The sequence below is a fragment of the Fibrobacter sp. UWP2 genome (genome assembly GCF_900141705.1).
Taxonomy (GTDB): domain Bacteria; phylum Fibrobacterota; class Fibrobacteria; order Fibrobacterales; family Fibrobacteraceae; genus Fibrobacter.
In genome coordinates this window covers 34,337-46,424 of the sequence record NZ_FQYM01000002.1, presented here as the reverse complement: position 1 = coordinate 46,424, position 12,088 = coordinate 34,337, and the positions used below count along the sequence as shown (strand labels likewise).

Below are 12,088 nucleotides of genomic sequence, written 5' to 3'. Positions count from 1 at the left end.
TTGGTTTAAAGATAGTTTTAAAAAATCAACGGAACCGGTACGTCAGCAAATCCTTGTCGCCTTCCACCATCAAATAGAGGCTTCCACCTTCAATATCGAAGTCCTCCACGTCGGTATACAAGTCGCCAGAAGCGTCCGTAGACTTGGTATACTGGATGCGGAGTTTAAAGTCGCCCACCCAATCCGCTTCGACCACATGGCTGCGCTCGCCGGGGAGGATGGTTTCGCGTACCCAGGGCACAATCGTAGAACCGTCTTCGCTCACCACGTCAATTGCCGTGATGGAACAGTCCTCGGTGGCGTTTTCGACTTGCAAACGGGAGGTTGATTCCAAAAACCAGTGGCTACAACCCGAGAGCAGGGCCACGACCAGAGACATCAAGAAAATTTTAAAGCACTTCATTACTTGCCTCCTTCGGTCGCGCCAGAGGACTCGCGACGAACGCCCTTCGCCTCGATGGTCTTGGCATCGATGGTCCTCACGTTCTCGCCGTTCTTCGAGCCAAACAAACTATCATCCTTGGAGTTCTTCTTCTCGAGTTTCACAGTCTCCATGGGGGCCGTTTGCGCGGCACCGCGGCCAAACAGGAATCCGTCGATGGTCGCGAGGCTGAACTTGAGTTCGGCAATGACAGTTCCCTTGGCATGGAACAGGTGTTCGTACTCGTACGACGAGTTGTAGGCCAAGCGCAAGAAGAGCAAGTCTACGGCGCCGCCCCAAAGCAAGTCGGCAGAGCCGCTGCGCACGTGACGGCGAAGGCAAGTCGCCTCGAAACCAATCATGCGGGAGGGATCCGGGTAATACTTGAGCGCCGCCGAGTGAAATTCCCTGCTCGGGAAGTCAAACGATACTTCGCCATAAAGCCGCTGGGCAAACAGGTTCTGTTCCCAGCTCACGCGGACGGAGTCATCCCCGTTTTCGCCGCCGTTGTAGAGGCTCACGTCAAAATTCGGCAAGTAGGTCAGCGGTCCGCCTTTGCGGCCGCCATAAATGGCACGGGATTCCAAGTCCAACGAAATACGGAGGCTGCGCCAGTCGCTACGGTGGAAGCTTCCCTGCACGCTGGCATGGCCCCAACGCAAGTGCGCCCAGCTGTAGAGCAAAGAATCGTTCTCGTCGGGGTAAATGTCGCCAACGTATTCCACGTTCTGGTGCTGCATACCCGCCGCCGCCGTGAGGTCCAGCGTACGGTGCGTGTAGGTAAAGCCCCAAGTGGTCACGGAACGCACCGCCGAGAAGTCGTTGTATTGCGGGAGCAGCACAAAGTCCTCGCCGTCCCAGCCCGAGCGCTCGAACCACAGCAAAAAACCGAGGAAGTTGTCTTTTTTGACTTCCCCCGCCGCAAAGCCAGCCATGTGGTTGCGGAAGGCAAAGCCATTGTGCTCGCCGAACTGCGTCTTTAACGGAGTCTGCGTGACGCTCGGGATGAAGTTGAACCCGAAATCGATATAGCCACCGCGGCCGCCGCGAAGGATGTCGCGGATTTCGCCCAACTGGTTGTCGCGGACAAACGCCCCGCCAGAGGCAAGCGCTTCGGCCGACACCGCATCGGCAAAGGCGACGCCCGCCGTGAGCAAAAGCGAGCAAGCCATGATTTTTATTGAACTAACGCGCATACCGTAAATATACTCCCAATTCTAGAACACCACCAAGTCGTTCTTGTGGATAAGTTCATCGGGGACGTCCTTTCCCAAAATTTCGTGGACCTGCGGCGTCTTTTTGCGCAAAACGAGCTTCAGGGTCTCGCTGTCAAAGCCCGCCACACCGCGGGCGACCGGATTCTTTTGCTCGTCAAGCACCTCGATGAGGTCGCCCTTGTCAAAATGCTTTTGCACCGCGATTACGCCCACCGGGAGGAGGCTCGAGTGCTTTTCGCGGAGCGCCTTGCTGCCGCCCGCATCTACAATGACGCTTCCGCGCGGGGTCGTAATGAAGCTGAGCCAGCGCTGGCGGCTGTTGAGCTTTTTCTTGGAACCCGCAAAAAGCGTCCCTGTCGCATTCCCGAAAATCACCTGGTGCGGAAGCACCTTCATGCCGTTAGCGAGGAAGGCGTTGGAGCCGCTCTTGGTCACGTTGCGTATAGCCTCGAGCTTGCTGCGCATACCGCCGGTGCTCACCGCGGAGCCCGTCTCGCCAGGCTTGCCAGCCAATGCCAAAATGGCGGGCGTAATCTCGGGCACAAAACGGAGCAAGCGGGCGTTCGGATTCTTTTTAGGATTGTCGTCGAACAATCCGTCTTCGTCGGTAAAAATCAGGAGCAGGTCCGCATCGAGGAACAGCGCCACATCGCTACTGAGCTTGTCGTTGTCGCCCACCTTGATCTCGGCGACGGCGAGGCTGTCGTTCTCGTTGATGATAGGGACAATTTTACGGGCGAGCATCGCCTTGATGGTGTTCTGTAAGTTCTTGTAGCGTGCGCGGTCGCGGAAGTCATCGGCAGAGAGCAGAATCTGCCCTACGGAGAGGTCCACCCAGCGGAACATTTCGCGGTAGGCATACATGAGGTCGATTTGACCCACGGCGGCGCAGGCCTGCTTCTCTGCAATGACCGTCGGCTTTTGTTTGTAGCCGAGTTCCGCCATGCCGGTACCCACGGCACCGCTCGTCACAATGACCACTTCCTTGCCCGCTTCCATGAGGCGCGAAACGGAATCGGCGAGCTTTTGAATGTAACGGGTGCGGACACCGCCCTTCTCGGAGTCCACCAGAATGCGGGAACCGATCTTGACCACCACACGGCGGGCTTCGTCCAAAATATTCTTACGTAATTCACTCATCTCTGTTTACCTGCAAACCAAAAGTCTAATGGCGTCGAGCCTAAGCTGCGGATTCGCCACCACCTTGCGGCGGTCCTGGACGTTTTTGCGGAGTTGCTGCAGTTCGGCATTGCCGGCCGCCTTGCCGCGCATGGTCAACAAGTGGTTCATGCGCTGGTACTCCTGTTCCGAGCGAACTTCGACCAAGTCGGCTGCGCGCTCGGCGTACTCCTTGGCAGCACCCGACACAACCTGGCGAGCCTTGGCAAGTCCCTCTTTGGCAAAGAACCGAAGCGTGGCATCCACCGCCTTGTTACCTTGCGGCACGTTCACGTCGCGGAGAACCGCCTTCGAGAGCTTTTCGAGATTCACGCTCTGGTCGGCACCCGAGGCATCGACCAGCGCCGTCACGTAACGCGGCCCCACCAGGTCGCTCATGCCCCACTCTTCAGGCACGGGCAACTCCACAGCAAAACTGTACTGCATCATGAGACCCTTGAGTCCCGACTCCGGCCAAATGCAGCAAGCCACCACACCGTGGTTCGCGCTGGTCTCGTAGTCTATAACGCCCTGCGCCAACGGATGCTCCAAGCTCAAGAAGTCGACCTCGTCGTGGACCATCGCCACATTGCGGTCAAACGTCGCCGTAAGGCAAATGTTGCCGGCTTCCTGTTCGTCTTCCTCGTTCTGCACCGCCACCATGCCACGACTCGGCATGCCGGCAACGGTGCCCTCCTCAATTTGCGGGCCCTGCGTAATCACAAAGCACCCCGGGATGGAACTCTTGTCGATGTCGAGTCCACGGGCGTGGAGCGATTCCTGCAGCAATTCCTGCATTTCCTTTTCGCCGTCGACGCGCAGGATCTCGTCGGTGATTTCCTTCGCCTTCTCGGGATTGCGCGAATTAAATTCCAGCAGGCGGTCGCGACCCTTCTCGATGTTCTTGCGCATGGCCTCGCAATCTTTTTTGACCTGCGGGATCACTTCCTTCACAAAATTCTCGAGGCAGTGACGCGGGTCGGCAAGCGCCTCGATCAAGCTGTCGGTATACTTGAGGAATAGTTCACCACCGCTCATGAGTGGCGCCCCAAAGGCGTTGAGGCCCTCGTTGTACCAGCGGAACATCACCTCCTGCCCGCTCCCCTTCACATAGGGCACGTGCACAATAATGTCCTTGGTCTGGCCAATGCGGTCCAGGCGGCCAATGCGCTGTTCCACCAGCGCCGCATCCAGCGGCAGGTCGAACAAGACCAAATGGTGCGAGAACTGAAAGTTGCGGCCTTCTGAACCGATTTCGGAGGCGATGAGCAAATTGGCGCCGTTCGGCTTGCTGAAGTTCGCCGCCGCCTTGTCACGGGCCATAATGGTCATGTCTTCGTGGAACATCGAGAACGCGCCCTCGCCCAAAAAGTCCGTCAACAGGGACTCCAGCGCAAGCACCACCTCGATGGATTCGCAAATCAAAAGAATCTTGTCGTCCTTGTGTTCCTTCAAAAAGCCCTTGAGCCACACAAAGCGTTCGTCCTTTGCCCAGGCGTCGCTGTAGCGCGTGCAAAGCAGGCCATTCTCCTGGATGTCGGTCGAGGCTTCCAGGTCGCGTTCGGCGGCGACATCCACCATTTCGCGGTACACTTCATCGGGTTCCAGCGGGATCTCGTCCAGAACACGCTTGGGGAACCCGCCCACGCCCTTGCGGGTATTGCGGAACACCACCGAGCCCGTGCCCATGCCGTCGACAATGCGGCGCATCCACTCGCCCGCCGTCATCGACTTGGAGTTTTCCTGTTCCAACCACGGACGAATCTTGGAGTTCTTGGGCACGCATTCGTACAGATCGTCCCAGCTCATTTGGTGGTTCGGGTCGGTGGGCAGCTTGCTCAGGTCGTTCACCAGCTTGCGGTAGGCTTCCTGGTCCTTGATAAAGGCGTTGTAGTCGGCAAAGCGCGCGGGGTCCAACATTTTGAGGCGGTTGAACTGCGATTCAGGGTGCAACTGGAGCGGCGTACCCGTCAACAGCAGCACACCCCTCGACTTCGCAAGCACCGCGTTCGCGAGCATATACTCGTGGCTCGTAAAACCGTCCTCGCAAACCAGGTGGTGCGCTTCGTCAATGATAGTCATGTCCCAGGTGCACTTGAGCAAGTCCTCGATCAAAGCGGGCTGGCCCATTAAGAACTCGATTGACACAATAATGTCGTTGCTCTGCAAAAACGGGTTCGGCTTGGTCTCGTCGTTGGCGACACCCACAAAGAGCCCGCGAATGTAGCCCTCGTCCACCAGCGTGAACAAGTGGTTAAAGCGGCGCTTCATCTCGACCATCCACTGGTGCTTTAGCGTCTCGGGCACAATAATGAGCGTACGCTGCACACGGCCACGCGCCTTGAGGGCGTGCCAAATCATGCCCGCCTCGATGGTCTTGCCCAAGCCCACTTCGTCGCTGAGCATCAGGCGCGGCAACGCCGAAGTCGAGCAGGCGCGGTGACAAAGGTAATACTGGTGCGGGATCATGCTCACACGGGGGCCAATCATACCGCGGACCGGCGAGGACTGCCACTTGCAAGAGATCTCCATGGCGCGACGGCGGCGTTCAAACGCCTTTGCCGAGACATCCTTGCCGGGACTCGCGTTCGAGACGCCAATCTTGGTGAGTTCGCGGAAAAGGTCGCTCGGGCGCGCCATCTGCTTCGCCGTGAGGTCCGATTCCTTCATTTCTCGGCCACCGCGGCCCACGTAAATCACCAGGTCGTTCGCCTCACGGAGGGACTCAATGACAAAGGAGACCCCCTTCTCGTTCTTAGCCGTCTCGCCCGGCTGCAAAATAAAACGGTCCACCGGCGCGCTGTCGGTACGGTACATGCGGACCTGGCCCACCAGCGGGAAATTGAACTTGACTGTACGTCCTTGAACTTCGGCAACGACTCCGAGACCCAAATCGGGTTCTGACTGGCTAACAAAACGTTGGCCCGGCATAAAATTTCTCATAGTACTCCAATTTAGAAATTTTCGGGTTTTTATTTTTTCACAACACGCGCCTTTTTCTAAATTTTCCCCCGTATGAAATGGTTTTATATCGACGAGAGCATTACCGACGGAGAACGTAGGCAAGGCCCTTATACTATCGAAGAAATTCACGACTTTGTAAACCAGGGTAAAATCACCGACAGCACCCTGGTGTGGCACAGCGGCGAAGAAGGCTGGAAAACTTGGAAAGAGGCCCTAGAAACCGAGAAAAAGGCCGAAATGGAAGGGCTAGAATCCTCCCGCGACGAACTTTTGCAAAGCACCATCAACGAGCTCCTCAAGGAGCAAATCCGCGAATTCGAGAGCAAGCGCTTTGCGGGCTTTTTCGCACGAGCCCTCGCCTACACCATAGACAACGTTATTTTGGGCTTGGTGGGCGGGGTTATTTTATTCGCCCTCGGTTCCGGCGGCCTGGTTGACCTGGAGACCATCCAGGTGGCTGCCGCCAACTACGCCGGCGATCCGACCTCGGGTGAATCGCTGAACAAGCTCATCGAGGCACCGGGCATGAGCACCTTCCTCACCGTTTGGAGTATTGTCCAAACTATTTACTTTATCGTTTTCCACGCCATTTACTCGGCGACGCCCGGCAAAAAGCTGTTTCACATCCATGTGGAAACCGCCTACGGCGAAAAGCTGAACTGGCCAATTTCCATTGCGCGCTACCTGTGCAGCGTGCTCACGCAGTTCACCATGTTTTTTTACGGTCTCGGCTACCTCATTGTGCTGTTTGACCCCAAGCGCCGCGCCCTCCACGACTGGATTGCAAGGACATTCGTCGTGTACGACACGCCCAAGCAAACGAGTAACGGCAACAAAAAGGAGAATTAGTTTATATGTACCGCTTTGAAGTTCACCAGGTCAAAAAGCCGCTCGAAGGCGAAGTGCAGATTTCTGGCGCCAAGAACGCCGTGCTCGCCGTGATGGCGGCTGCGCTCCTCGCCGACGGCGTCTCCGAAATCACAAACGTGCCGCACCTCAAGGACATGAAGACGATGAGCGACGTGCTGCGCGTTATCGGCTGCCGTATCAGCGGAGAAGCACACCAGCTCAAGATTGACACGCGCGGCGCCGACCACCTGGAAGCGCCCTACGAGCTCGTGAAGACGATGCGCGCAAGCTTTTATGTTCTGGGCCCGCTTGTGGCGCGCTTCGGACGCTGCCGCGTCTCGCTCCCCGGCGGGTGCGCCTGGGGCCCCCGTCCCGTCGACCTCCATTTGAAGGGGCTCGAGGCGCTCGGCGCCAAAATCAACCTCACCCGCGGTTACGTGGAAGCCACCTGCGAAGGTCGCCTCCCCGGCGGTACGTTCCACTTCCCCATTTCGAGCGTCGGCGCCACCGTGAACGTGCTCATGGCGGCAACCCTTGCCAAGGGTACCAGCGTCCTGCAGAACGCGGCGCTGGAACCCGAAATCGACAACCTCGTCGATTACCTCGTCTCGATGGGCGCCAAAATCCAGGGCCGCGGTACCCGCACCCTCACGGTGCAGGGCGTCGAGAGCCTCCGCCCCGGCAAAGGGTTCACGATTCCCGACCGCATCGAAGCGGGGACATACCTCTGCGCCGCCGCCATCACCCGCGGACGCGTAAAAGTCACCAAAGTCATTCCCGACCACATCGCCTCTACCCTCGACGCCTTCCGCGACATGGGCTGCAAGGTAAGCGTCGGCGCGGACTGGGCCGAAGTCGACGCCCGCAACGTGGAACTCAAGCCCATCACCATCCAGACGCTTCCCTTCCCGGGATACCCCACCGACATGCAGGCGCCGCTCATGGCGACGCTCGTCTCGATTCCGGGAAACAGCGTCATACAGGATACCGTCTATAACGACCGCTTCAAGCACGTGGCCGAACTGCAGCGTCTCGGCGCCGACATCCAGGTCAACGGCAACACCGCGACCATCAAGGGCGGCTCCAAGCTCGAAGGCACCGAAATCATGGGCAGCGACCTCCGCGCCACCGCGGGGCTTGTGCTCGCCGCGTTCATCGCCGAAGGCGAAAGCACCGTGAGCCGCGTGTACCACTTGGACCGCGGTTACGAAGACTTCGAAAACAAGATGGCGAAAATCGGCGCGACCGTCATCCGCCACAGCGACGACGAAGAAGACGACAGCTTCTAAAATCCCGGAAAAAAGTCCGCCGATATAAAATCCGGGCATTATAAAAGCCCGCAGATCAAATCTGCGGGCTTCTTTTATTTTCCAAAGAGTGCTTTTTACTGTTGCGGAGCCTGCTGCTGTGCTTCGGAGCCTTCGGCTGCAGGAACCGGCGTGGGCGTATCCTTTTCAAGCAATTCCTGCAAGATTCCTGCGGCCTGCTCGAACTCCGCCGACGAGGCGCAATTCTTGCTGTTCAGGATTTTCTGCAGGTACTGCTTTTGCATGTCCACGTTGCCTTCAGTGCCATAGATGGAGGCGAGCTTGAACATGGTGATGCAAGCCTTTTGCCCTTCGGGGAACGCATCGGCCAGGCCCACGAACACCTTCTTGGCCTTGTCTATTTGATTGACGTCAATCAGGCAGAGTCCCATCCAGTAGAGGGAATTCTCGGCGAGTTCGCCCGTCTTCATCTGCTCGTACACCTGCTTGAAGCCGGAGTAAGCGAGCTTGTATTCGCCGCGATGGTAGTCGGAACGCGCGGTGTTGAACATGGCTTCGGCCTCCACGAGCTTCTCGGCTTCGCGCTCGAGGCTGTCCATGGACATGGGCGCCTGCGGGGCACCGCTCACCACGACCTTCTTCGCCAAGATCTTGTCGGACTTGCCGAGCAGCATGTCCAGGCGGTAGATGATTTCTTCCTGGCGGGAATCGTTACGTTCGGATTCGTCACCCATGCGGCGCGAAAGCATGGTGATTTCGGCCATCATGCGTTTTTGCAAGGCCATCTGCGACTTGATGGAATCCAGCTCGGCGCGCAGGGAATCGTTCTGTGCGCTCAGGTACTGGACGCTAGAATCGAGATTGCTGAGGACCGCCACCTGCACGTCGGTACCCACGGCCTTCATCTCCTGCGTACGGAGCATAGTGACCTGCGAGCAGCCGGCAAGGACAAGTGCCATCGATACTAATCCTAGAGCTAAATGTTTCATAGTCATTTCATGTTAGAAGTGGTTTCTTGTTGACAGAGCTTAGTTGGCAGAACTTAGTTCGCTTCTCCCCCAAGGGGATAACTCAACTATAAAACTAAAGTTATAAGTTTCGTATAGCTGCAGAGCTTAGAAATAGTTCCAAGCTCTAAGCTCTAAGTTCTAAATTCCAATTACTGCTTGATGTTCACGCGGAAGTTGGCACGGCGGTTCTGGGAGTAAGCTTCTTCAGTTTCGCCCTGTGCCTTCGGAGCTTCCTTACCGTAGCTCACAGATTCCATGCGTTCGCCTTCGATACCGTAAGCAGTGAGGAATTCCTTAACCTTCATGGCACGCTTGGCACCGAGCGTGAAGTTGTAATCTTCGGTACCGCGGGCATCGGTGTGGCCCTCGATCGTAATCGTGAAGCGCTTTTCCTTGATCAGGAGCTCGCCCACCTGGGCCAGGAGTTCCTTGGCCTTTTCCGTGAGTTCAAAGCGGTCAAAGTCGAAGTACACATCTTCACTCATAATCTGATTGATGAGCGCTTCCAAGCGGGCGCGTTCAGCTTCAAGGCGTTCGGCTTCGAGGCGAGCCTGTTCGGCAGCGAGGGAGTCGGCGTTCACCGCGGGCTCGGCCGGAGCGGCAGGGGCTTCGGCGACAGGAGCCGCTTCCGGAGTCGGTTCCGTCTTGGGCGGTTCTTTTTTGGAGCAGCCAGCCACAACGAGGCAAGCGGCTACAGAGATAATGGCGATCTTAACGATGTTTTTCATTTGGCACCTTCTTTGGTTGTTTGTTTTGAATTGTCCTCGTAGAACCACGACCACGTGGGGGCGGTATTCTCGCCACCCTGCGTAATGCGGGTCACGTTCGCGCCGTCAAAGCGCATAATGTAAATCTGGTAGCTCCCGCTGCGGTTGCTGCTAAAGGCAATGAGCTTGCCGTCGGGCGACCACGTGGGGTGTTCGTTGTTTCCAGCGTTGCTCGTGAGCTGCACAATGTCGCTCCCGTCGAGCGCGCAGGTATAGATGTTCATCTTGCCGTTGTCCATCGAGGTATAGACAATGCGGTCACCGTTCGGGGACCAACTCGCACGCTCGTTGTAACGGCCCATGAAGGTCACGCGGCGCATGTCGCTCCCGTCCTTGCCCATCACAAAAATTTGCGGTCCACCACCGCGGTCGCTAGTGAACAAAACCTCGGTCGCGTACGGGCTCCACGCGGGGCTCGTCTGGTTGCTCTTGAGGTAGGCGAACTTGCGGGCGGCACCGGTCTGCATATTGCCCAGGTAAAGGTCAGTCTTGCCGTCCTTGGTGCTCGAGAAAAGGAGTTCGCCCGTGCGCGGGTTCACCGCGGGGCTGTAAGTTTGGTCGAACTGCGTAAAGAGAGGCTGTTCCTTGCCACCCAGGCGCTTGGTATAGAGCCGCGGGCGGTTCGTCTTGAAATTCACGTACACAAGTCCCTTGTTGCCGAGCGTCCAAACGGGCATCATGCTGATGCTGGAATCGCGCGTCACCTGGCTGCGGTGGAATCCATCGTAATCCGAGACCACGACCTGCTTGACGCCGTCGATCTTGGAGACATACGCAAGGCGTGTGCTCGCCACACCGCGCTCGCCGCAAAGGCGTTTGGTCACATTGTCAAAGAACCCATGCATCGCGCGGCGCAAGTCGTTTTGCGAAACGGTGTAGCTCTCGCCCAAAAGCAGATCCTTGCTCTTGGAAACGTAGAGGTAGCAATCTACGCGCAAAAGTCCTCCCGCCTTGGGCTGCACCTTGCCCGTCACGTAGTACTCGGCACGGCTGCGGCTAAAAAGTGCCAGGTTGAACTTGTCGGAGGCGACCACGTCAAAACGTCCGGAGAGGTTCGCGTCGCGCGTCAAAATCTGGTGCGGTTTTTCTTCCACCCAGTCAATGCCCTTTTGCTCTTCAAAGGGCACAACACCAATGGGCATCGTCTTGAAAACAGAGATCCCCACATCGACCGCGATGGTATCGATAGACGCATAGGGCACCGACGGGCAAACCAAAACAAACAGCACGGACATCGCTAAGGCTAGGCGACGCGGCATCTTCAAAGTTTTTTCCATTTTCCTATTCATTCGGCGTAACTAGTTTGGAGTAAAGTTGAAATTCAGCACCAGGCTCGGGGCACGGTAGTTGGGCGGCAGCTCGGGCACCTTCGAAATCTGGATGGCTCGCACCGAGAGGTGATCCCATGCCTTGTTGCCCGAAGAGCGTTTGAGCAAAACTCCCGTGATGCCGCCAAAGCGGTCCACAGTGAACTGCACCGTCGTCTTCGCAGAGCGGTCCACCTTCAAATCCCTGGGCGGCTTGAAGTTGCCCATGATAATCTTCTTGAGCTGTTCCAGGTAGACCTGCATAAGCGGGTCCATGTCTACGGAGCCCACCGGGTCCAAGCTCGGCGCTTCCATCGCCACGGGCAAATCCATGTCGTCGACCGGGAAGTCGTCGACTGGCTCCTCTGGCGGCGGTTCCGGCTCCGGCGGAACCTCCTCGTGCACCTCCTCAGGCTTTTCCTTGGGCTCGGGCTTAATCTCGGGCGGGAGCTCCTTGTTCACCTTGGGCTTGGGCGGTTCCGGCTTGGGCTTGGGCGGAGGCGGCTGCGTCTTGGGCGGGGCCGGCGGTTGCGGTGTCGGCGGAATTTTCACCATCTCGAACACCGGGATCATCTCGGGCTCCGGTTTCAAATTTACGTAGTGGAAGGCGATGCAGGCTCCGACAACGAGCATATGGAAGACCACCGCCACAACGATAATCTTCAAAAGCGAGCTGTCGACGCTCGAAGCGAAATACTCTATTCTCTCTTCGTCCTGCTTCATTTACCTGGATTTTCTTTGGGGTTCATCGTCAAGAATCCCAGCTTGGTCACGCCCAGCTTTTGCACCTGCGAGACAACCTTCATCACCAAGCCATAATGCACGTCTTCGTCAGAGTTGATGACGACCGCCATGTCGCCATTCCAAAGGGACTTGAACACGTTGTTAAAGCTGCTGAAATCCACCTGCATGTCGGCGATGTAGATTTCCTCCTGCTTGGTGATGGAGACCTTCAGCATTTTCTCTTGTTCCATGGTGGGTGCTTCGGCCTTGGGCAAGTCCACCTTGACGCCCTGGCTCATCAACGGGGCAGAGATGATGAAAACGATCAGAATCGAGAACACGACGTCAATCATGTTCGTCAGGTTCATCTCCTGCTTCAGTTCTTTTCCACGGCTACGCTTCAC

General features: G+C 57.2%; 11 protein-coding genes. 2 read left to right on the top strand and 9 right to left on the bottom strand.

Annotated features, from left to right (window positions below):
* Positions 1–25: 25 nt before the first annotated feature.
* The 4 genes from BUB55_RS02120 to rapA are packed head-to-tail and all read right to left on the bottom strand — an operon-like array spanning position 26 to position 5,739.
* Positions 26–403, bottom strand: a complete 378-nt coding sequence (locus BUB55_RS02120; RefSeq protein WP_073187813.1) for a hypothetical protein — start codon at positions 401–403, stop codon at positions 26–28.
* Entirely contained in the window at positions 403–1,617 is a 1,215-nt protein-coding gene (locus tag BUB55_RS02115; protein WP_073187811.1) for a hypothetical protein, read from the bottom strand. Before BUB55_RS02115 ends, BUB55_RS02120 begins: the two co-directional genes overlap by 1 nt.
* Positions 1,618–1,638: 21 nt before the next feature.
* The gene (gene proB, locus BUB55_RS02110) at positions 1,639–2,778 is read right to left on the bottom strand and encodes a glutamate 5-kinase (protein WP_073187810.1); all 1,140 of its coding nucleotides are present in this window, start codon (positions 2,776–2,778) and stop codon (positions 1,639–1,641) included.
* Positions 2,779–2,784: 6 nt separating this feature from the next.
* Positions 2,785–5,739, bottom strand: a complete 2,955-nt coding sequence (gene rapA, locus BUB55_RS02105; protein WP_073187808.1) for an RNA polymerase-associated protein RapA — start codon at positions 5,737–5,739, stop codon at positions 2,785–2,787.
* Positions 5,740–5,811: 72 nt separating this feature from the next.
* On the opposite strand from rapA, the gene BUB55_RS02100 reads away from it, so the two are divergent.
* Entirely contained in the window at positions 5,812–6,609 is a 798-nt protein-coding gene (locus BUB55_RS02100) for an RDD family protein (protein ID WP_073187806.1), read from the top strand.
* A gap of 5 nt (positions 6,610–6,614) precedes the next feature.
* Complete coding sequence (gene murA / locus BUB55_RS02095) at positions 6,615–7,898, top strand: UDP-N-acetylglucosamine 1-carboxyvinyltransferase (protein WP_073187805.1); 1,284 nt, start codon at positions 6,615–6,617, stop codon at positions 7,896–7,898.
* A 95-nt stretch (positions 7,899–7,993) separates the two neighbouring features.
* Here the strand turns inward: murA and BUB55_RS02090 are convergent, their stop codons facing one another.
* The 5 genes from BUB55_RS02090 to BUB55_RS02070 all read right to left on the bottom strand — a co-directional run bounded on the left by BUB55_RS02090 (position 7,994) and on the right by BUB55_RS02070 (position 12,088).
* Positions 7,994–8,836, bottom strand: a complete 843-nt coding sequence (locus BUB55_RS02090) for a tetratricopeptide repeat protein (RefSeq protein WP_073187803.1) — start codon at positions 8,834–8,836, stop codon at positions 7,994–7,996.
* A 200-nt stretch (positions 8,837–9,036) separates the two neighbouring features.
* Entirely contained in the window at positions 9,037–9,615 is a 579-nt protein-coding gene (locus BUB55_RS02085; RefSeq protein WP_073187802.1) for an OmpA family protein, read from the bottom strand.
* Positions 9,612–10,931, bottom strand: a complete 1,320-nt coding sequence (locus BUB55_RS02080) for a translocation protein TolB (protein WP_234971761.1) — start codon at positions 10,929–10,931, stop codon at positions 9,612–9,614. Before BUB55_RS02080 ends, BUB55_RS02085 begins: the two co-directional genes overlap by 4 nt.
* Before the next feature lie 21 nt (positions 10,932–10,952).
* On the bottom strand, positions 10,953–11,684 hold the full coding sequence (locus tag BUB55_RS02075) for an energy transducer TonB (protein WP_073187798.1): 732 nt from the start codon (positions 11,682–11,684) through the stop codon (positions 10,953–10,955).
* Positions 11,681–12,088 (bottom strand): ExbD/TolR family protein, encoded by a 408-nt coding sequence (locus BUB55_RS02070; protein ID WP_073187796.1) that lies wholly within the window; start codon positions 12,086–12,088, stop codon positions 11,681–11,683. The genes BUB55_RS02075 and BUB55_RS02070 overlap by 4 nt, the downstream gene beginning before the upstream one ends.

Coding starts and splice junctions, on each gene's coding strand:
- proB (WP_073187810.1), bottom strand. CDS start 2,778: ATGAGTGAATTACGTAAGAATATTTTGGACGAAGCCCGCCGTGTGGTG.
- BUB55_RS02085 (WP_073187802.1), bottom strand. CDS start 9,615: ATGAAAAACATCGTTAAGATCGCCATTATCTCTGTAGCCGCTTGCCTC.
- BUB55_RS02080 (WP_234971761.1), bottom strand. CDS start 10,931: ATGGAAAAAACTTTGAAGATGCCGCGTCGCCTAGCCTTAGCGATGTCC.
- BUB55_RS02120 (WP_073187813.1), bottom strand. CDS start 403: ATGAAGTGCTTTAAAATTTTCTTGATGTCTCTGGTCGTGGCCCTGCTC.
- BUB55_RS02100 (WP_073187806.1), top strand. CDS start 5,812: ATGAAATGGTTTTATATCGACGAGAGCATTACCGACGGAGAACGTAGG.
- rapA (WP_073187808.1), bottom strand. CDS start 5,739: ATGAGAAATTTTATGCCGGGCCAACGTTTTGTTAGCCAGTCAGAACCC.
- BUB55_RS02115 (WP_073187811.1), bottom strand. CDS start 1,617: ATGCGCGTTAGTTCAATAAAAATCATGGCTTGCTCGCTTTTGCTCACG.
- BUB55_RS02090 (WP_073187803.1), bottom strand. CDS start 8,836: ATGGCACTTGTCCTTGCCGGCTGCTCGCAGGTCACTATGCTCCGTACG.
- murA (WP_073187805.1), top strand. CDS start 6,615: ATGTACCGCTTTGAAGTTCACCAGGTCAAAAAGCCGCTCGAAGGCGAA.
- BUB55_RS02075 (WP_073187798.1), bottom strand. CDS start 11,684: ATGAAGCAGGACGAAGAGAGAATAGAGTATTTCGCTTCGAGCGTCGAC.